The following is a 20,553-nucleotide window of genomic DNA, read 5'->3' as shown; positions in this document are numbered from 1 at the left end:
CTGACACACCACACGACCCGGTCGGCGCCGCGACGCGGCACTGGCGGACCTCTCCTTGCCCGAATCCGTCACCCATCCGTACCTTCCTCGCCCCGGGAGTCCTCCGTGACACATAACCCCTCCTTCGGCGCGCCGGTCTCCCGGCGCTCGCTCCTGCGGTTCGGCGCCTCCGCCGGGCTGCTGCTGCCCACCGCCGGCGGCATGACCCTGATGCTCAGCGGCTGCGGCGGCGACGACAACCAGGTCAACGCCGACGGCAGCCTGAACGGCTCGTACATGACCGCCTCCGGCCTGACGTTGAGCTTCGTGGAGACGATGGTCGCCAAGGAGCGCGGCTACTTCGCCGAGCACGGCCTCAACCTGGACATCAAGGGCGGGCAGGGCACCGCCACCGCCATCCAGGCCGTCCTCGGCGGCTCGGCCGACATGACCCGCGCCAACGGCATCAACGCGATCATCGCGGTGGCCAACGAGGACGCGCCGTTCGTCAGCATCGCCAGCGTGCGGCAGAAGTCGCAGTTCGAGGTGGTGTCCCTGCCCGACGACCCGATCCGCAGCCCGGCCCAGCTCGCCGGACGCACCTGCGGCATCGTCTCCACCGGCGGCGCCACCGAGAACCTGCTCGACGTCATGCTGATCAACGCGGGCATCGACCCCGGGTCGGTGCAGCGTCCCGTCACCGGCGTCGGCACCGCCGCGTACGAGTTGGCGCGCCGGGGCGAGGTGGACGCCTGGATCTGCGTCAACACCGACCGGGCCACCATCCAGAAGGAGATCGGCGAGGTCGTCTTCTTCAGCACCGACGAGCACGCGCCGATGCCCTCGGACTCGTACAACACCAGCCTCAAGATGGTCGAGTCGGACAGCGACATGCCGGTGCGGTTCCTGGCCGGCGTGCTCAAGGCCATCGACTACGCCAGCAAGGAGGAGAACTGGGAGCAGGTCATCAACGACCTGCGCAAGTACAACCCGGAGGCGGACGCCGCCCAGGCCCGCGCCGAGCTGCCGCTGCTGGTGGAGAGCTGGCAGGCCGCCGGCCCGGAGAACACCCTGCAGATGAACCCGCAGACCTGGCTCACCGGCCAGGAGAGCCTGGTCAAGGCCAAGCTGGTCAACTCCGCCGCGCCGATCGAGAAGCTCATCTACCCGGACTACCTCGCCCGCGCGAGGGAGCTGTGACGGCCGACCCGGCCGCCGTCGGTGGCGCCGCCGCGGTCCTCGCGGCGGCGGCCGCCAGCGGCGTCCGCCGGCTCTGGTTCAACAGCGGCTCCGAGCTGACCTCCTTCCAGGAGGCCGGCGCGCAGGCCCGCCAGAAGGGCGAGCCGAGCCCGGAGATCATCACCTGCCCGCACGAGCACGTCGCGCTGACCGCGGCGATGGGCGAGACCATGGTCTCCCGCGGACCCAGCATGACGGCCGCCCACGCCGACCTCGGTCTGCTGCACCACGGCGGCGCGATCCACAACGCCATGTGGGGCGACCACCCCATCATGATCATGTCGGGGTATCCGCCGACCACCGCGCAGTCGCGCACCTCGCCGGTGTTCTGGAAGCAGCAGCGCTGGGACCAGGGCGCGATCGTGCGCCAGTACGTCAAGTGGGACTACAAGCTCTCCGCCCTCGACGACGCCGCCCTGGTCGTGGCGCGTGGCCTGCAGGTCGCGCTGGCGCCCCGACGCGGACCGGTCTATCTGGCGATGCCGGAGGAGGTGGGACGCCACCCGGTGCCCGTCGGCGACCGGGTGCCCAGCGCCCAGGCGCTCGGCGTGCCGACGCTGGGTCCCGGCGACCCCGGCGTGGTCAGCGAGGTGGCCCGCCGCCTGCGGACCGCCCGCCGGCCGGTGGTGGTCACCGACCGGGTCGGCGAGAACCCCCGCGCGGTGCAGCTGCTCGCCGAGCTGGCCGACACCCTGGGCGTGGAGGTGCGCGCCTCCCGCTACCGGGTCAACCTGCCCGACGACAACCCGTGGCACACCAGCGCGCCGCTGGACCAATTCGACGTCGTCGTCGTGCTGGACCACCCGGTGCCGTGGATGCCCGCGGTGGAACAGCCCGCCCAGGACGCGTGGATCGGCTGGGTGGGACCCGACCCGATCGAGAGCCGGGTCCCGCTGTACGAGTTGCGGGCCGACGCCCGTACCACCGCCGACCCGGCGGCGTTCCTGGCCGCGGTGCTGGGGGAGGTCGCCTCGGGCGAGGTCGACACGGTGCGGCAGCGCCGCGACCGGGCTCCGGGCGTCGGCACGAAGCGGCACACCGCCGGCAGGGGAGCGGCCGGCGGTGTGCCCACCCCCGCGTTGATCGCGGCGGCGTTGGACGCGCACCTGCACCCCGACGACCTGCTCACCTGGGAGGTCTTCGACACCACGGCGGTGCGCCGCACGAAGCCGGGCACCCTGTTCGAGAAGGGCGGCTCCAGCCTCGGCTGGTCGGTGGCCGCGGCGACCGGCGCCAGCATCGCCGCCGGTGGCGCGCACGCCGTCGCGGTCACCGGGGACGGCTCCTACCTGTTCGGCTCGCCGGACTCGTGCCTGTGGTTGCAGCAGCAGCACGACGCCCCGATCGTCACCGTCGTGGTCAACAACGGCGGGTACCGCACCGGCACCACCACGCTGGCCGCGCACTATCCGGACGGTCTGGCCGTCGCCGAGCCCACGGTCCTCGGCGGTCACCTCACCCCGTCGCCGGACTTCGCCGCGCACGCCCGCGCGCAGGGCTGCCACGGCGAGCGGGTGGTGCGCGCGGCCGACCTGGCCGCCGCCCTGGACCGGGCCCGCGCCGCCGTGCAGCGTGACCGGGTGCCGGCGGTGCTGGACGTCTGGGTGCCCGAACACCTCACCGGGTCGATGGACCCGGGTCGCCGGGCGCGTACCCCGGCCGCTGACGAAGGGACCAGTGATGGCTGAGGTCGTCTCCCCGATCGACGCCCGGGTCCTGGCCCGGGTGGCACCCGCCGCACCGGAGGAGGTGCACGCCGCGGTCCGGGCCGCGCGGGCCGCGCAACCGGCCTGGGCCCGCCGCACCGGCAGCGAACGCGGCCGGATCCTGCACGCCGTCGCCGACCTCATCGAGGCCGCCGTCGAGGAACTGGCCGAGATCGAGACCCGCAACACCGGCAAGATCCTCAGCGACACCCGGCGCGAGGTGCGCCGGGCGGCCGGCAGCTTCCGCTACTACGCCGGCTGGGCCGAGCAGGTACGCGGGGAGACCATCCCGGTCGGCGTCGAGTACCACACGTACACGGTGCCGGAGCCGCACGGCGTGGTCGCCGGGGTCATCCCGTGGAACGTGCCGTTCTTCTTCGCTGCCAAGAAGATCGCTCCGGCGTTGGCGTTCGGCAACGCCTGCCTGCTCAAGCCGGCGGAGGAGACCCCGCTGACCGCGCTGCGGCTGGCCGGGTTGCTGGCCGAGGCCGGTGTGCCCGAGGAACTGGTGGCGGTGCTGCCGGGCGGTCGGGAGACCGGCGCGGCGCTGGTGTCGCATCCGGACGTGGACCTGATCGTGTTCACCGGGCACCACGACACCGGCAGGGCGATCGCCCGCGCGGCGGCGGAGCACCTGACCCCGGTCGCCCTGGAACTGGGCGGCAAGTCGCCGCAGGTGGTCTTCGGCGACGCCGACCTGGACCGGGCGGTCGACGCGGTGGTGTTGGGCGTGTTCGCCTCCTGCGGACAGATGTGCATCGCCGGTTCCCGGCTGGTGGTGCACGAGTCCGTCTACGACGAGGTCCTCGACCGGGTCGCGGAGCGGGTACGCGGGCTGCGCGTCGGGGACCCGTTCGACGACGACACCGACCTGGGTCCGCAGATCACCTCGGCGCAGCGGGACAAGACGGCGCAGTTCATCGCCGAGACCCGTGCCGCCGGGCGGCTGGTGGCGCAGGCCGCCCTGCCCGACGACGAGCGGCTGCGCGACGGTTTCTACGTGCCGCCGACGGTCTTCGACCGGTTGGACGCGCAGGCGCGGCTGCTGCGCGAGGAGGTCTTCGGCCCGGTCCTGGCGGTGTCGTCGTTCCGCGACGACGCCGAGGCGCTGCGGCTGGCCGACGACACCGACTTCGGGCTCGCCGCCGGGGTGTGGACCGCCGACATCGCCCGGGCGCACCGGTTCGCCGGGCAGGTCCGCGCCGGCACGGTGTGGATCAACACGTACCGGGTGCTGTCGGACCTGGTGCCCTTCGGCGGGGTGGGCCTGTCCGGGTACGGGCGGGAGAACGGCACCGAGGCGGCGCGGCTGTACCTGCGGCCGAAGTCGGTGTGGACCTCGCTGACGGCCGGCACACCGCAGGGGTACGGCCTGGGTGGCGCGGGTGCCGCAGGCTGACCGCCCGCCCGACGCGTCGGCCGAGGAGGTCGGTCGCGGCGCGCTCGCGTTGCTACGGGACCGCCGCTTCGGCCCGTACTTCTTCGGGTCGCTGGCGTCCAACACCGGCACTTGGTTCCAGAACGTCGCGGCGATCCTGACCATCTTCGCGTTGACCCGCTCCGCCTTCATGGTGGGGCTGGTCACCGCGTTGCAGTTCGCGATGCAGCTGATCCTCGCGCCGGTGATCGGGGCGGTGGCCGACCGGGTCGACCGGCGGCTGCTGATCATCGTCGGGCAGACGTTGGGCGGGACCGCCGCCGCGGTGCTGGCGGTGCTGGCGTTCCTGGACGCCCTCAACGCCCCGCTGCTGCTGACGTTCGTGGGACTGTCCGGGGTGGGGCAGGCGGTGACCGGGCCGGCGGCCCAGGCGCTGGTGCCCAACATCGTCGGACGCGCCGACGTCCCGCAGGCCATCGCGCTGCACTCGCTGACCTTCAACCTGTCCCGGGCGATCGGTCCGGTGGCCGGGGCGGCCACGTACGCGCTGGCCGGGGCCGGTGCCGCGTTCGCCGTCAACGCCGCCAGCTTCCTGGTGTTCGCGCTGGCGCTGACCGGCGTACGGCTGCCCCGGGCGCAACCCGGGACCGGCAAGCGTCGGCTGGGGGTGTTCGACGGCGTCGCCTACGTCCGCCACCGGCCGGAGCTGGTGCGCTGCCTGGTGGCGGTGGCCCTGATCGGGTTGGCGATGGAGCCGATCAACACGCTGTCGCCGCTGTTCGCCGAGGGCTTCGGCGGCGGTGAGCTGATGGTGGGCATCTTCATCACCTGTTTCGGGCTCGGTTCGGCGCTGGTCGCCGGCTGGGTGGGCCGGTTGCGGCGGGTGATGGGCAGTGGCCGTACCGGCGCGGTCGGGGTGGCCGCCCTGGGCGTCGGGATGGCGGTGCTGGCGGTCAGTCCGGGGCCGGTGATGGCCACGGTCGGCATCGCCGTGGGCGGCGCCGGTTACCTGCTGGCGGTCAGCGACGTCAACGCCACCATGCAGCACGGCCTGGCCGACGAGGTACGGGGCCGGGTGATGGCGCTGTGGTCGATGTGTTTCCTGGGCATCCGCCCGGCGGCGGCGATCCTGCACGGCTGGCTCGGCGACGCGTTCTCCGCGCGTACCGGCGCGATCGTGGCGGTGGTGGCCGCCCTCGCCGCCGCGGTGGTCCTGCGCGGTCGACGGGCGCTGCGCGCCGCCAAGGGGTGAGGGCGGTGCGTTGACCCCACACCTGACAACAAACTATTCTGCTGAGCGAAACACCGTTCGCTTGATGCGAACGATATGAAATGGGGGCTCCCGTGCACGACGGACCGCTGACCGGCCTGCGCGTCATCGACGCCTCGACGATCCTGGCCGGACCGCTGTGCTGCCAGATCCTCGGCGACTACGGCGCCGACGTCATCAAGGTCGAACACCCCGTCGCCGGGGACAGCATGCGCGGACACGGCCACGCCAAGGACGGCGTACCGCTGTGGTGGAAGGAGATCTCCCGCAACAAGCGCACGCTCGGCCTCAAGCTGTCCACACCGGAAGGCGCCGACCTGCTGCGCCGCCTCGCCGCCACCGCCGACGTGCTGGTGGAGAACTTCCGACCCGGCACCCTGGAACGGTGGGGGATCGGCCCCGACACCCTCCTGGAGATCAACCCGGCGCTGGTCGTCGTCCGCATCTCCGGCTTCGGCCAACGCGGCCCCTACGCCCACCGGCCCGGCTTCGGCACCCTCGCCGAGGCGATGAGCGGCTTCGCCCACCTCACCGGCGACGAGAACGGCCCGCCCACCCTGCCGGCGTTCGGCCTGGCCGACAGCATCTGCGGCATCGCCGCCTCCTCGGCCACCATGGTCGCGCTCTGGGCCCGCCAGAACAACGGCGGCAAGGGCCAGGTCGTCGACCTCAGCCTGCTCGAACCGATCATGATGGCCGTCGGTCCCGGACCCACCGTCTACGACCAACTCGGCATCATCGGCCAACGCCACGGCAACCGCTCCACCAACAACGCGCCCCGCAACACCTACCGCACCCGCGACGGCTCCTGGGTGGCCATCTCCACCAGCGCCCAGACCATCGCCGAACGGGTCCTGCGCCTCGTCGGACACCCCGAGGTCATCGACGAACCGTGGTTCGCCTCCGGACGCCAACGCGCCGAACACGCCGACCTGCTCGACTCCTACGTCGGCGGATGGATCGCCGACCGCACCCGCGACGAGGTCATGCGGGCCTTCGACGAGGCCGGCGCCGCCGTCGCACCCGTCTACGACGCCCGCGACATCGTCACCGACGACCACGTCCGCGCCGCCGAGATGGTCGTCGACGTCCCCGACCCCGACTTCGGTCAGGTCCTGATGCACAACGTCCTGTGGCGGATGTCCGAGACCCCCGGCCGGATCCGCTTCACCGGCCGACCCCTCGGCGCCGACACCGACGATCTCCTCGTCAACGAACTCGGCTGCACCCCCGACATCGTCGCCGACCTGCGCGACCGGGAGATCGTGGCCTGACGGCCGCCACCACGAAGGTAAGGAATGCCGTGACCACCATGAGCACCACCACCAGCCCGGCGAGCGGAACGCAGACGCTGCTGGCCGCCGTGGCCACCGGAACCCGGGTCTACGACCTGGGCCGCCGCCTGACCATCGGCATGCCCCAGTCACCGAACCACCCGCCGTTCTGGCACGCCCTGCCGCGCCGGCACGGCGACGCGGTCCGCGTCGACGGCGGCTCCGCCGCCAACGACATCATCACCATGGGCACCCACGTCGGCACCCACATCGACGCCTTCTCCCACGTCTCCCAGGACGGCCGGCTGTACGACGGCGCCGACGCCGCCGACGCCGGACGCGGCGGACGCTTCGCCGACCTGGGCGCCCACACCATCGCCCCGATGGTGCGCCGCGGTGTGCTGCTCGACGTGCCCGCCGCGCTGGGCACCCCCGACGGCTGCGAACCCGGCTACGAGATCACCCCACAGGACCTGACCCGCACCGCCGAACAGCAGGGCACCCCGGTACGCCCCGGCGACGTGGTGCTGATCCGCAGCGGCTGGGGCCGACACTTCGACGACGCCGACCGCACCCGCTTCGTCGGCCACGACAGCGGCGTACCCGGCGTCGGCGAGACCGGCGCCACCTGGCTCGCCGACCAGGGCGTGCACGCCGCCGGTGCGGACACCATCGCCTTCGAATGCCTGCGCCCCGGCGCCGGCCACAGCGTCCTGCCCGCACACCGGGTGCTGCTGGTCGAACGCGGCGTCTACATCATCGAGACCATGGCACTGGACGAACTGGCCGCCGCCCGGGTACACGAGTTCCTGTTCGTGCTCTCACCGCTGGCCATCTTCGGCGCCACCGGCTCGCCGGTGCGTCCGCTGGCGGTGGTCGTCGATGCCTGAGCAGACCCTCGCCCGGCAGCTCGCCGCGTTCGCCGCCCACGCCCGCACCGCACCCCTGCCCGAACCGGTCGTCACCAGCGTGCGCCAACGGGTCCTGGACATCCTCGGCCTCTGCGTCGCCGCCCACCGGCTACCGACCAGCCACGCCGCCCTCGACCACGTCGCCGACCAGGGCGGACGTCCCCAGGCGTACGTCGTCGGCCTACCCGACGCGGTACCCGCCGCACAGGCCGCCTTCGGCAACGGCGTCCTGGCCCACTCCCTGGACTACGACGACACCCACCTGCCGTCGGTACTGCACCCCAGCGCCGCCGTGGTACCGGCCGCCCTGGCCGCCGCCCAGGCCGCCGGTGCCGACGGCACCGCCCTCACCACCGCCGTCGCCGTCGGCATCGAGGTCACCGTCCGCCTCGGCATGGCCGGCTACGACCCGGCGCTGAACAACTCGGTGTTCTTCGAACACGGCCAGCACGCCACCTCCATCTGCGGGGCGATGGGCGCCGCCGTGGCCGCCGGCATGCTCGTCGGCCTCGACGAGGACGGCCTGCTGGACGTACTCGGCGTGACCGCCTCGATGGCCGCCGGAGTGATCGAGGCCAACCGCACCGGCGGCACCGTCAAACGGCTGCACTGCGGCTGGGCCGCACACAGCGCCGTCACCGCCGCCGACCTGGTCCGACGCGGCTTCACCGGACCACCCACCGTGCTGGAGGGCCGGTTCGGCTTCTTCACCGCCTTCCTGCGCGGCGAAGCCGACCACGACCAGGTCACCGACGGCCTCGGCGAACGCTGGGCGGTGCCGGACATCTTCTTCAAGCCCTACCCGGCCAACCACTTCACCCACGCCGCCATCGACGCCGGCCTGGCCCTGCGCGCCCAGAACGTACCGGTCGACCGCATCGACCACATCGAACTACGGGTACCCGCCGCCGTCATCCGCACCATCGGCCAGCCCATCGACACCAAACGCACCCCGGACACCGGCTACCAGGCCCAGTTCAGCGGCCCGTACGCGGTCGTCGCCGGCCTGCTCGGCGGCGGCGGACTCGGCCTCGGCCTCGGCGACTTCACCGACGAGTTGGCCCGCGACCCGGCCCGCCGCGCGTTGATGTCCCGCGTCGACGTGGTCGCCGACGACAAATGCACCAAGATCTTCCCCTACCAGTTCCCGGCCATCGTGACCGTCCGCACCGACGACGGCCGGACCTGGCGCGAAGAGGTCCTCACCAACCGGGGCGGCTCACAACGACCACTGTCCGACGCGGAACTGGCCATGAAGTTCCACGACAACGTCGCCGGTCGCCTCGACCCCGACACCGCCGAGCAGGTGGTGGCCGCCGTCGCCGACCTCGCCGACGTCACCGACGTGGCCGACCTGCTGCGCCCACTGACCCGGCTGCGCACCGTCACCGACTGACCCGCCCGCGACCCGTCGCCCGCCGACCATCAGGAGCACAACATGCAACCCTTCGATCTCGTAGTGCGCAACGTCCGCGTGGTGCGACACGACCAGGCGCAGCCGGCGGCGCTGGACATCGGCGTACGCGACGGCCGGGTCGCCCACCTCGCCCCGAGCATCGACGCCGAGGCGACCACCGTCGTCGACGGCGGCGGCAAGCTCGCCTTCCCCGGCGTCGTCGACGCCCACCAGCACTGGGGCATCTACCACCCACTGGCCGAGGACACCGGCACCGAGAGCCGCGCCTGCGCCCAGGGCGGCGTCACCTCCGCCATCAACTACATCCGCACCGGCCAGTACTACCTCAACCGAGGCGGACCGTACGGCGAGTTCTTCCCCGAGGTCCGCGCCGCCACCGACCACCGCTCCTGGGTCGACTACGCCTTCCACGTGGCACCGATGACCGCCGAACACATCGACGAGATTCCCGACCTCGTCCGCGAACACGGCATCACCTCGTTCAAGATCTTCATGTTCTACGGCGGCCACGGCCTGCACGGACGCTCCGCCGACCAGAGCTCGTTCCTGATGATCCCGCCCGACGCCCGCTACGACTACGCGCACTTCGAGTTCGTCATGCGCGGCGTGCAGGCCGCCCGCGAACAGTTCCCCGAACTCGCCGACGAGATCTCCCTGTCGCTGCACTGCGAGACCGCCGAGATCATGTCCGCGTACACCCGGATGGTCGAACAGGAAGGCACCCTCACCGGCCTGGCCGCCTACAGCGCCTCCCGCCCACCGCACTCCGAGGGCCTCGCGGTCAGCATCGCCGCCTACCTCGCCCACGAGACCGGCCTGCCCACCATCAACCTGCTGCACCTCTCCTCGGCCAAGGCCGTCGACGCGGCGATCCGCATGGCACAGGCGTTCCCACACGTCGACTTCCGCCGCGAAGTCACCATCGGTCACCTGCTGGCCGACATCGACACCGCCTACGGCCTCGGCGGCAAGGTCAACCCGCCGCTGCGTCCCCGCGAAGACGTCGAGGCGCTCTGGGCGCACCTGCTCGACGGCCAACTCGACTGGGTCGTCAGCGACCACGCCTGCTGCCGCGCCGAAGTCAAGTTCGGCGAACCCGACGACGACATCTTCGTCGCCAAGTCCGGCTTCGGCGGCGCCGAATACCTCCTGCCCGGCCTGATCAGCGAAGGCACCAAACGCGGCCTGTCCTACGCCCGCGTCGCCGAACTGACCTCGTGGGCACCGGCCCGCCGCTTCGGCCTGGCCACCAAGGGCGCCATCGCCGAGGGCCTGGACGCCGACTTCTGCCTGGTCGACGCCGACCACACCTGGACCGTCCGCGCCGACGAGTCGCTCTCCGCACAGGAGTACACGCCCTTCGAGGGCATGGAACTGACCGCCCGCGTCACCGACACGTTCCTGCGCGGCGAGCAGATCCTGCGCGACGGCACCGTGGTCGGGCAGCCACGCGGCCGATACCTGTCCCGCCCGACCCGCCCGTGACCGCCGTCGGCACGTCCCCGCCCATCGCCCGCAGCTACCTGTACGTGCCGGGAGACCAGCCGGACAAACTGGCCCGCGCCGCCACCCGCGGCGCCGACGCCTGCATCCTCGACCTGGAGGACGCCGTCGCACCCGCGCACAAGAGCGCCGCCCGCGACACCGTCGCGACCTTCCTCGCCGACACGCCCGCCGGCCCCCAATGGTGGGTACGCGTCAACGCCGACACACCCGCCGCCGACATCACCGCGATCGCCGGGCCACGCCTCACCGGCGTGGTGGTGCCCAAAGCCGACGTCGACCTGCTCGCCGAGGTCGACCGACTGCTCGGCGACGCCGAACACACCCACCGCCTGCCGACCGGCTCCCTGGTGATCTTCGCCCTCCTGGAGACCGCCGGGGGAGTATGGCGGGCCGACGCGGTGGCCGCCGCCCGCCGAGTGGTCCGGCTCGGCCTCGGCGAAGCGGACCTGGCCGCCGAACTGCGCCTGCAACCAGGCCCCGACAAAGCCGAACTGTGGCCGATGCGCTCCCGCGTCGTGCTGGCCGGCGCCACCGCCGGCCTCGCCCCACCGGTCGGCCCCACCGAGACGGCCCTGCGCGACCCGGACCGCCTCGAACAGACCAGCCGGCTCCTGCTGCGGCAGGGCTTCCGAGGCCGCACCGCCATCCACCCCGCACAGGTGCCGGTGGTCAACCAGGTCTTCACACCGACCGACGAGGAAGTGGCCGCCGCCCGCGACATCGTCGACCGGCTGGCCGCCGCCGAACGCGACGGCTCCGGCGTGACCGTCACCGCCGACGGCCGGCTCATCGACGCGGCCGTGGCGCGCAGCGCCCACGAGATCCTCGACCGCGTCACCGCAGGCGGATAACCGGCCCCGGGGTGCGTGACACCCCGGGGGCCGAACCCCGCCATCACCTCACCGCACCGACTCCCGCAACGCCACCAGACCCGACGCCAACCGCCACACCACACCCGCGTCCGGCACCGCCACCAACCCACTCCACGGCAACTCCGCCCGCACCGCCTCCGCCGACGACCCACCACCCAACAGGCCACCCACCAACGCCGCCACCGTGTCCGTGTCCCCACCACAGCGCACCGCCGTCACCAACCCGTCCCGCACCGAACCCGCGCCCCGCACACAGTGCAGCACCGCCGCCACCGTCTCCGCCGCGTCCAGACCGACACCCGACGACGGGGGAGACCACTTACCCGCCACCACCGCACCCACCAACCCGGCCAACCGCGGCGCGTCCCCACACACCGGACGCGCCACCTCCACCAACTCCACCGCCCGCGCCACCACCACCGCCACCGGCGCGCCCGCCACCGACCACGACGCACACCCCGCCATCACCACCGCCGCCGCCAACGCCTCGGGCGCCCGGTGCGTCGCCCGCGTCAACTCCACCGTCCGCGCCACCAGCAGATCCACCCGCTCCGGAGGCACCGACCAGCCCACCGGCAACGCCCGCATCGGCGCGCCGTTCGTGCCACCCTCCCGATCGTCGGGCACCGCCCCGGTGGCCCGGAACGCCGCCAACGCCGCCCGCGTCGACGGACCCGCACCCGGCACCGGAGGATCCTGCGCCGCCACCCGCGACAGGAACGTCACCGCGTCCACGGCACCGTCCACCAGACACCGCGCCACCAGCAGCGTCAACGCCGTGTCGTCCGACGTGGCCCCGGCCGCCCACCGGTCACTGGCCCGAGGCGTCTCGATCACCTCGTCGGCGTCCTCCGTCGGCGGACGCCCCTCGTACGGCACCCCCAACGCGTCCCCACAGGCGTACGCGGTCAACGCCCCCGCCACCCGCCGCACCGTCACCGACTCATCCACGACACTCGACACACCCGCAGCCTAGGCGGCCGAACGAGGGGAGTGGTCGACTACTCTGCGTGACCGGACCGGGCGAGGCGAAAACCCACGTCGTCGATCGCGTAGCTCGGATGACTGCGCCGCCGCACCGACGCCCGGCAACTCCACTGCTCGTCGAACCAGCCGCCGCCACGCAACACCCGGTAGGTGCCGTACACCTCGGGGTCGTAGACGTCCCAGCACCAGTCCCAGACGTTGCCCAGCATGTCGTACAGGCCCCAGGCGTTGGGCCGCTTACCGCCCACGTCGTGCAGCCGCTCACCGGAGTTGCCGCGATACCAGGCGATCTCGTCCAGCGGCCCGTAGCGCGGACCCTCGGTGCCGGCCCGGCAGGCGTGCTCCCACTCGGCCTCGGTGGGCAGCCGGTACCCGTCGGCACCGGTGTCCCACTCGACGTCCTCACCGTCGATCCGGTACGCCGGCCGCAGCCCGTCGGCCTCGGACCGGGCGTTACAGAACCGCACCGTGTCCCACCAGGACACCGTCTCCATCGGACGACGGCGCTCGTCGGCCGCACAGGGGACACCGACGACCGAGGCGTACCGGGCCCGCGTCACCGGATGCGCGGCGAGCCGGTACGGCCCGACGTCGACCGGCCAACTGCGCTGCGTACGCCGATCCGACAACACCACGCGTCCCGCCGGAACGTTCACCATCACGCTGTCGGAGTCCACGAGGAGCAGATGCTACCGATCCGCCGCCACCGCCGAGCCCTCCCGGCTGGTCAGCCGATGTTCGATAATTGACATTATGTAAAGCTGAGGTTCCGACGCACTCCCCGAGAGGGGTACCGCCGACCGCGCCCGGCAACCGGCGGCCCGGGATGTAAGGAAGGGTCCCCTGCTATGCACCAGGCGTTAGCAAGGGACCCTTCCTTACATCCCGCCGCGCCCCGGCGCGGGTGCGTAAGGCTTCGTCGACGATCACCCAGCCGACGGTGCACGCCAACCGGACGCGCCGATCGCTCGTAGCCGGCGCCGACCGGCGCGTCAAGGCGGCCCCCGCCCCTACCGCGCGCCCCACGTCGCCGCCACCTGGAGACCTCTCGGCCCGGACAGACCGAGGACCGGCATCACGGCCCCCTCCCCAACGCTGGGTACGGCTCGCGCCGCGAACCATCCCCGCTCCCCTGGATCGGCCGCGAACCCGAAAATCATGCATAATATCCCTTATGCATGACAAAAGGGATGAAAGGGTCCAGGTGTTGATCGAGGAGTTCCTGACCTCGCGGGCGACGCGCAAGCCCTCCCCCCACACGCAGGCGGCGTACCGGCGGGACCTGATCGCGGTGGCCGCGCTCGCGGCGGAGCTGGCGACCCCTCCCCTCCCCCTCGACGCCCTGTCGATCGAGGTGCTCTCCCCCAGGCTGATGCGGGCGGCGTTCGCCCGCTTCGCCGCCGAGCGGGCCGCCGCCTCGGTCGGGCGCGCCTGGTCCACCTGGAACGGCTTCTTCTCGTTCCTGGTGGCCGAGCAGGTGGTGGCGGGCAATCCGATGCCGGCGGTGGGACGTCCCCGGGCGCCGCTGCCGGTGCCGAAGCCGCTGCGGGGTGAGGACACTCCCGAGCAGCTGCTCGCGGCGGCGGCGCAGGCGCAGGGGCGGCAGCGGGATCCGTGGCCGGAGCGGGACGTGGCGGTGTTGGCGCTGGCGTTGTGTGCCGGGTTGCGGTTGTCGGAGTTGTTGGCATTGCGGGTCGGTTCGCTGGCGGGTCGGCCGGGTGAGCGCCGGTTGGAGGTGGCCGGCAAGGGTGGGCGGCCTCGGGTGTTGCCGGTGGAGCCGGATCTGGACGCGTTGCTGGCGGACTATCTGGACAGCCGGGTGCGGCGGTTCGGTTCGCGTTCGGTGCGGCCGGCCTCGCCGTTGCTGGTGGATCGGCAGGGTGAGGCGTTGCGGCGGGGTGGTCTGCAGTATCTGGTGGAGTCCTGTTACCGGCGTGCGGGGATCGGTGACCGGGTGCCGCGTGGGGCACGGTTGCACGCGTTGCGGCACACGTTCGCGACGCGGTTGGCCGAGGACGGCGCTGGTGCGGCGGAGATCATGCGGTTGTTGGGGCATGCGTCGTTGGCGTCGTCGCAGACGTACATCGAGGTGACGTCGGGGCAGCAGCGGGAGGCGGCGCGGGTGAATCGCACGTACCGGGCGTTGGTGGGGTTGGTGCGGCCGTCGTCGTGAGGTGGGGTCTCAGGCGGGGTGGGCGTCGAGGACGGCCGGGAGGACGGCGGTGATGGCGGTGGTGGGGTCGAAGTCGGGGTCGGGGTTGGCGAGTTGGTTGTTGAGGAGGCCGTCGACGAGGGCGAGCAGGAGTCGCAGGGCGGTGGTGGGGTGTCGGGCGCCGAGTGCGGCGAGCAGGGGTGTGGCCCAGGCGGCGAGGTCGTGTTGGCGTTGGGCGATCTGGTGTTGCAGGGCGGGGTGGTGGGCGGCTTCGGCGAAGATCGCGAGTCGGGCGAGGGTGAGGGCGCGGTGGGTGGTGGTGAGGTCGTGGACGAGGGTGCCGAGGGCGGTGGCGAAGGTGTCGGGGTCGATGCGGTCGAGGGTGCCGGCGAGGTGGTTCCAGCCGGTGGTTTCGAGGTCGAGGATGCGGGTGAGGACGCCGGCGATGAGGGCTTCGCGGGTGCGGTAGCGGTTGGAGGTGGAGCCGGTGGGGAGTTCGGCCTGGTCGTCGACGGCGCGGTGGGTGAGGTGGCGGGGGCCGCGGGTGCCGAGGACGGCGATGGCGGCGTCGAGGAGGCGTTGTTGGCGGGCGTCCACGTGGCCGAGACTACAGCAGTAGTGCTGGCAACTACATCTGTAGTACGGTCGGGTGATGCGTGGATCAGCGGCCGTCATCGGAGGCGGCGTGGGTGGGCTGGCGGTGGCGGTGGGACTGCTGCGCGCCGGGTGGTCGGTGACGGTGTTCGAGCGGGCGGCGGGGCTGCCCGAGACGGGTACCGGGTTGGGGATCTGGCCGTCGGCGTTGCGGGCGTTGGATCGGCTCGGTGTGGGTGCGTCCGCGAGGCAACGGGGGCGGGCGCAGCCGGACGGGGCGATGCGTCGCCCGGACGGGACGGTGATCGCCCGGTTGGACGTGGGGCGGATCCGTCGGCGGCACGGTGAGGGGGTGCTGCTGCTGTCCCGGCCGGCGTTGCTGGGTCTGTTGGCGGAGGCGTTGCCGGCGGGCACGGTGCGTTTCGGTGCGCCGGTGGCGGGTCCGGCGGAGTTGGGTGACGGGTACGACGTGGTGGTGGGCGCGGACGGGATCCGCAGCGCGACCCGGGCGGCGATGTTCGGTGACCGGTTCCCGTTGCGGTACTCGGGGGTGACGGCGTGGCGTGGCACGGTGCCGTTGGAGGTGGCCTCCGGTGGGGAGACGTGGGGTCGGGGGCGCAAGTTCGGGGTGACGCCGCAGGGTCCCGGGGTGGCGAACTGGTATGCGGCGGTGGCCGCGCCGGAGGGTTTCCGGCCGCCGGAGGGTGATCTGGCGGCGTTGCGGCGGTGGTTCGGTGACTGGCACGACCCGGTGCCGGCGGTGCTGGATCGCGTCGACGCGGCCGGGGTGCTGCAGCACGACGTGCACTACCTGCCGCCGGTGCCGTCGTACGTGCGGGCGCGGTGGGTGTTGCTGGGCGACGCGGCGCACGCGATGACGCCGGACCTGGGGCAGGGCGCCTGCCAGGCGTTGATCGACGCGGTGGCGTTGTCGGAGGCGTTGGCGGCGGAGGCGGACGTGTCGTCGGCGTTGGCCCGGTACGACCGGGAGCGGCGGGCGCCGACGCAGCGGATGGCGGCGATGGCGGTGCGGGCGGGCCGGTTGGCGCAGGTGCGGCGGTTCACCGGGGTGCGGGATGTGGCGTTGCGGTTGGCGTTGGCGTTCGGTCCCCCGGGCTGACGGTGGTGGTGGCGTCGGGTGTGCAAGGCTGCCGGTGACGCGACTGGCGGCACCGGGGATGGGATCGACCATCGGGAAGCATGCTCCCCACGATTCGCCGAGCCGCCGCTGAAGCGGCTGGAGGACATCACCCGCACGGCTGGAGAAGACCGGCACGGTCACCGCCGACATTTTCGAGCATCTGAAAGCGATCATCGGTGCGCTCACCGACGGCGTGGGCCCGACCGCCAGGACATCCGGATGTTCGTGGAGGCCGCCGAGCTGCTTACCAGTGCCAGTTTCAGCACCTCGGCAAGTCATCTCGCCTACGCCGCGGAAACCCTGCCGAAGGCGGGTGCGCACTATGCAGAGCGCTAGTCAGCGGATCATCCAGTCCATGTAGGAGGCACGCTGCCGATGCGGGCGACGGCGGACGGGCGGCAGGCCATGCGAGCTTGGGCAGAAGTCGACCGGGCAGATCAGCGCGTGATCGCGGTCAGGCTGACGGCCTCGGTCCACGCCGACGGCGCCGGGCATCTCTGCTGGCGGCAAAGATGACACCGCGTAACCGGCGGCCATTACTAACGATCCGGACACCTGCCGGGATACGGCGCACGGCCGGCGACAAAAGTTACTAGCGGTGACTGCATGATCGGCGTACCCTTCCTCCCGTTAGATCACCTGTTCGAGCAACACACGCCAGATGGGGACGGCCGTGTACGAAGTTGATTTCCTCCCGGTGGAGAATGAGAACCAGGACGGTGGCAAGAGCGGGGATGCCATCACGATCCGGTTCACCGTCGAGGCCACGGGACGCCACGCCGTCGTAGTCATCGACGGGGGTCGCGGCTACACCAGCGAAGCCCTGGCTGCCCACGTGGAGAAGTACTACCAGACCCGCCAGGTCGACCTGATGATCTCCACGCACCCCGACGCCGATCACCTGGACGGCCTGACCGGGGCGATCGACCTGCTCGACGTGCGGCAGCTGATGATCCACCAGCCCGGTGAGCATCGCCAGGACATCGCCGACTTCTCCAACCTCGAGTCGCTGGAGAAGCTGCTTGCGACGGCCCGGGCGAACGGGGTGTCGTTGTTCGAACCGTTCACCGGCACCTCCCGGTTCGACGGTCAGCTGACCGTCCTGGGGCCGACCGAGTCGTACTACGAGACGCTGCTGGACCAGCAACTGCGGGAGGCTCGGTCCGCGGCGTTGTCGATGGCCGCCCGCGAGCTCGTGCGGCAGAAAGGGGTCAACCTGCTCGAGTGCTCGAGCAGGTATCTGCCGGCCGAGACGCTCAGCGACGACGGGGAAACCAGCCCGCGCAACAACTCTTCTGTGATCACGCTGCTGACCGTCGACGGCGAGCGGATGCTGTTCACCGGCGACGCTGGCATCCCCGCTCTGGAAGCGGCCTCCGACCGATACGAGGCGCTGTATGGGTCGTTCCAGGCCCAGCCGCTGCGGTTTCTTCAGGCCCCGCACCACGGCAGCCGCCGCAACCTCGGCCCGACTATCCTTGACCGGCTGATCGGATCACCGTCGACACCGCACTTCGGTACCCGTACGGCGATGATCAGTTCGGCGAAGGCGGCCCCGAAGCACCCGTCGCCGAAGGTCGTCAACGCGCTGATCCGTCGTGGCTGCACCGTCGTGGCCACCGAAGGCGGCACCATCTGCCATCACAGCCTGGACGCTCCGCCGCGCGCGGGCTGGTACCCGGTTACCCCGCTGTCGGCGCTGGTGGAAACCGGCGATGACGACTGACCGGCACGGGATGCCCGGCCGAGTCCGGGGGCGGGCGTGACCCTGCTGCAACTGGTCGCCGACCGGTACAACCGCACGGCCCGGTTCCTGCCCGCCGTGCTGGTAGTGGTTCCGCTGATCGTCCTGGCGGTCACCGCGATCCCGGTTGCGGTGGGGATCGCCGGTAAGGTAGTCGCAGCCGCGACGTTCTGCCTGCCGGTCCTGGTATCGCAGGCGGTCCGCGACCGCGGCTCGCGCGCCGAGCCTGACCTGTTCAGGGCGTGGGGCGGGCGTCCCTCCGAGCTGCTGCTGCGCTGGCGGGATGCTCCGGCACCGGCGGTGGTGGCCCGCCGTCATCGACTGGTGTCCACCCACCTCGGTATCGAGTTGCCCGACGCCGCCGCGGAACAGGCCGGTCCGGCGGAGGCCGACGCGCTCTACGCGGTCGCCACCGCAGCGCTGCGGGAACGCACCCGTGACCGGGCTCGGTTCCCGCTGGTCTACGAGGAGGTCATCGGCTACGGGCTGCGGCGCAACGGGTCCGCCTGCCGGATTCCGGGAGTCGCGGTTTGCGGGCTGGCGGTTGTGGGCACCCTCGCTCTGGCCTACTGGACGATTGTTCCGCTGGGCTGGAAGCAGCAGGCTGCACTAATCTCCTTCGACTTTGTGTGGGCGGCGGTCTGGCTCTCCTGGTTCACGACGGGCTCGGTGCGCCGCGCCGCCGAGAAGTACGCCGAGCAGCTGTTCGTGTCACTGGAGACGCTCGGGACCGCGCCCGCGCCCGACGAACCCTGACCGCTGCGGCAGCCTAACCACGGATGGTCGCGAGCGAGCGTCCGGCAGCGGGTAGGTCCTGGGCGTCATCGGGTTTCGGCCTTTCGACGCTGCTGAAAGCGCCCCGACCGGTGTGTCCAGTGTCATTATGGGCAAACCGCGCCCGGATCCGCCAGTTGGCCCGTCGTCCAGGGCTGGCGTCGGCCAGTGCGTTGAGCCCGCACTCGCTGCGACACACCGCGATCACCGAGATCCTCGACGCCACCGGCACTGAGAGGTCGTCCTGGAGGGAACTGTTCCGAACGTCGCCGAGGGCCGCAGGGAGGCCGAGGGCTTACGAGATCGGCCTCCCGGGTCATCGGTGACTTTGCTGCGCTGTTGACCTGGGACCGTGACACAGCCGGGCAGCAGTTCCTCGCCGAGCTTCTACGGCTGCCCGGCGCGACCGAGTGGTTACCCGAGTCGGACGGCGTCTATCCAGCGGACCTCGGCCGGCAGGTAAACGGGACAACCTTCACCGGCCCAAGCCCGTCGGCCTGCCGCAGCGGGTGGAACTCCGCCCACTGGGTGCTCGTCGCGCAACGTCTGCTCGACGACGGTGCGCCCGAGCGGCGATCGCCTGGGCGTGGAGTGCACACCGGGAGCCAAGGAATTCATGGATCTTGAACGGCAGCTCACCGCTGGACGGCTGAAAGACGTCGATCTGAGGGCTCTGCTCCTCGGCCCGTCAACGGGATGACCCAAGGTTCTACCTGGGAATAGGTGGCGGCGGGGGTGCCGTGGATCGTGCAGCCGGAGCATGTGCGGGCGGGTGCGGTGGTGGTCGGCGGTGGCCTAGCCGAGGTCGACCAGTAGGGGCCGGTGGTCGGAGATGGTGGCCAGTGGGGTCTGCACGGCGGTGACCGGTGGTAGCCGGTGCAGGTCCTGCCGGTCGGCGAGGATGTGGTCGAGTTGGACGCGGGGTTGCCCGGCGGGGTAGGTGGGTCGGCGGCCCAGGGGTTGCCAGCGGGATACCAGGCGGGCGGCCCAGGTGGGCAGGTTGAGGTCGCCGAGCAGGATGCGCGGGGCGGGCAGGGTGCGGAGGGCGCGGACGGCCTGGCGGAGTTGGCGGATGTTCCAGCCGGGCACGAAGGACAGGTGGGTGGCGGCGACGGTGAGGGGTCCGTGCGGGGTGTCCAGGACGGCGGCGAGGACGACGCGGGGTTCGTCGTGCAGGAGGATGAGGCCGCCGCCGGGGCCGGGTACGTAGACCGGGGACCGTAGTGGTGCCGGGCGTAGGCGGGTGATGCGCCAGGCGGTGACCCGGTGGCGGGAGACGAGGCCGACGCCGTAGCAGGGTTCGCCGTGGCCGTCGTCGTCGTGGCGCAGGGGGCGGAACGCTTCGCCGGGGGTGCCGACGACGGCGGCGGCGAAGCGGTGTTCGGTGGCGCCGAGGGCCTTGGCGGCGATGGCGGTGAGGTCGTGGTTGCCGCTGCGGGACTGGTCGCGGTCGACTTCCTGCAGGGCGAGCACGTCGGCGTCGAGGGCGGTGACGGCGGCGGTGAGGCGGGCCGGGTCGACCAGGCCGTCGGTCAGGGACCGGCCGTGCAGCAGGTTGAACGTGGCCAGGCGCACGGTGTCACCTTATCGACGCCGTGGCACAGTTGCC

The 20,553-nt window shown here is 72.0% G+C and carries 17 protein-coding genes; 13 read left to right on the top strand and 4 right to left on the bottom strand.

Going from position 1 to position 20,553, the window contains the following annotated elements:
- Nucleotides 1-105 precede the first annotated feature (105 nt).
- The 9 genes from ACWDVW_RS18750 to ACWDVW_RS18710 all read left to right on the top strand — a co-directional run bounded on the left by ACWDVW_RS18750 (nucleotide 106) and on the right by ACWDVW_RS18710 (nucleotide 11,531).
- Complete coding sequence (locus ACWDVW_RS18750; RefSeq protein WP_176094144.1) at nucleotides 106-1,179, top strand: ABC transporter substrate-binding protein; 1,074 nt, start codon at nucleotides 106-108, stop codon at nucleotides 1,177-1,179.
- Entirely contained in the window at nucleotides 1,176-2,906 is a 1,731-nt protein-coding gene (locus tag ACWDVW_RS18745) for a thiamine pyrophosphate-dependent enzyme (RefSeq protein WP_449950340.1), read from the top strand. Before ACWDVW_RS18750 ends, ACWDVW_RS18745 begins: the two co-directional genes overlap by 4 nt.
- Nucleotides 2,899-4,323 (top strand): aldehyde dehydrogenase family protein, encoded by a 1,425-nt coding sequence (locus ACWDVW_RS18740; RefSeq protein ID WP_449950337.1) that lies wholly within the window; start codon nucleotides 2,899-2,901, stop codon nucleotides 4,321-4,323. Before ACWDVW_RS18745 ends, ACWDVW_RS18740 begins: the two co-directional genes overlap by 8 nt.
- On the top strand, nucleotides 4,310-5,554 hold the full coding sequence (locus tag ACWDVW_RS18735) for an MFS transporter (protein ID WP_449950334.1): 1,245 nt from the start codon (nucleotides 4,310-4,312) through the stop codon (nucleotides 5,552-5,554). Before ACWDVW_RS18740 ends, ACWDVW_RS18735 begins: the two co-directional genes overlap by 14 nt.
- 80 nt (nucleotides 5,555-5,634) lie before the next feature.
- Entirely contained in the window at nucleotides 5,635-6,846 is a 1,212-nt protein-coding gene (locus ACWDVW_RS18730; protein ID WP_449950332.1) for a CaiB/BaiF CoA transferase family protein, read from the top strand.
- Between the two features lie 38 nt (nucleotides 6,847-6,884).
- On the top strand, nucleotides 6,885-7,736 hold the full coding sequence (locus ACWDVW_RS18725) for a cyclase family protein (protein WP_449950446.1): 852 nt from the start codon (nucleotides 6,885-6,887) through the stop codon (nucleotides 7,734-7,736).
- Complete coding sequence (locus ACWDVW_RS18720) at nucleotides 7,729-9,153, top strand: MmgE/PrpD family protein (RefSeq protein WP_449950329.1); 1,425 nt, start codon at nucleotides 7,729-7,731, stop codon at nucleotides 9,151-9,153. The genes ACWDVW_RS18725 and ACWDVW_RS18720 overlap by 8 nt, the downstream gene beginning before the upstream one ends.
- A gap of 42 nt (nucleotides 9,154-9,195) precedes the next feature.
- Entirely contained in the window at nucleotides 9,196-10,659 is a 1,464-nt protein-coding gene (locus ACWDVW_RS18715; protein WP_449950326.1) for a dihydroorotase, read from the top strand.
- Nucleotides 10,656-11,531, top strand: a complete 876-nt coding sequence (locus ACWDVW_RS18710; RefSeq protein WP_449950323.1) for an HpcH/HpaI aldolase/citrate lyase family protein — start codon at nucleotides 10,656-10,658, stop codon at nucleotides 11,529-11,531. Before ACWDVW_RS18715 ends, ACWDVW_RS18710 begins: the two co-directional genes overlap by 4 nt.
- A gap of 48 nt (nucleotides 11,532-11,579) precedes the next feature.
- Here ACWDVW_RS18710 and ACWDVW_RS18705 read toward each other — a convergent pair whose 3' ends face one another.
- Together ACWDVW_RS18705 and ACWDVW_RS18700 are read right to left on the bottom strand one after the other, a co-directional pair.
- Nucleotides 11,580-12,515, bottom strand: a complete 936-nt coding sequence (locus ACWDVW_RS18705) for an ADP-ribosylglycohydrolase family protein (RefSeq protein WP_449950320.1) — start codon at nucleotides 12,513-12,515, stop codon at nucleotides 11,580-11,582.
- A gap of 38 nt (nucleotides 12,516-12,553) precedes the next feature.
- A complete protein-coding gene (locus tag ACWDVW_RS18700) occupies nucleotides 12,554-13,198 on the bottom strand; it encodes a formylglycine-generating enzyme family protein (protein WP_449950443.1) in 645 nt (214 codons plus the stop codon).
- A gap of 515 nt (nucleotides 13,199-13,713) precedes the next feature.
- Here ACWDVW_RS18700 and ACWDVW_RS18695 point away from each other — a divergent pair.
- Entirely contained in the window at nucleotides 13,714-14,712 is a 999-nt protein-coding gene (locus ACWDVW_RS18695) for a tyrosine-type recombinase/integrase (protein ID WP_449950317.1), read from the top strand.
- 9 nt (nucleotides 14,713-14,721) lie between these two features.
- Here the strand turns inward: ACWDVW_RS18695 and ACWDVW_RS18690 are convergent, their stop codons facing one another.
- Nucleotides 14,722-15,288: a TetR/AcrR family transcriptional regulator gene (locus ACWDVW_RS18690; protein WP_449950315.1), complete on the bottom strand. Its 567-nt coding sequence runs from the start codon at nucleotides 15,286-15,288 to the stop codon at nucleotides 14,722-14,724.
- 55 nt (nucleotides 15,289-15,343) lie between these two features.
- Between ACWDVW_RS18690 and ACWDVW_RS18685 the strand changes: the two genes are divergently transcribed.
- The 3 genes from ACWDVW_RS18685 (at nucleotide 15,344) to ACWDVW_RS18675 (ending at nucleotide 18,926) form a co-directional block, all read left to right on the top strand.
- On the top strand, nucleotides 15,344-16,405 hold the full coding sequence (locus ACWDVW_RS18685; protein ID WP_449950312.1) for an FAD-dependent monooxygenase: 1,062 nt from the start codon (nucleotides 15,344-15,346) through the stop codon (nucleotides 16,403-16,405).
- Between the two features lie 682 nt (nucleotides 16,406-17,087).
- Entirely contained in the window at nucleotides 17,088-18,152 is a 1,065-nt protein-coding gene (locus ACWDVW_RS18680; RefSeq protein ID WP_449950310.1) for a ComEC/Rec2 family competence protein, read from the top strand.
- Between the two features lie 36 nt (nucleotides 18,153-18,188).
- Nucleotides 18,189-18,926, top strand: coding sequence for a hypothetical protein (locus ACWDVW_RS18675; RefSeq protein WP_449950307.1), 738 nt, complete (start codon nucleotides 18,189-18,191; stop codon nucleotides 18,924-18,926).
- A gap of 813 nt (nucleotides 18,927-19,739) precedes the next feature.
- On the opposite strand, the gene ACWDVW_RS18670 is transcribed toward ACWDVW_RS18675, so the two are convergent.
- Nucleotides 19,740-20,519, bottom strand: a complete 780-nt coding sequence (locus tag ACWDVW_RS18670; RefSeq protein ID WP_449950304.1) for an endonuclease/exonuclease/phosphatase family protein — start codon at nucleotides 20,517-20,519, stop codon at nucleotides 19,740-19,742.
- Between the last annotated feature and the right edge of the window lie 34 nt (nucleotides 20,520-20,553).

Source organism: Micromonospora sp. NPDC003241, from assembly GCF_053589795.1.
Note: the sequence above shows the minus strand (reverse complement) of the source record. Positions and strands in the feature narration are given on the sequence as shown.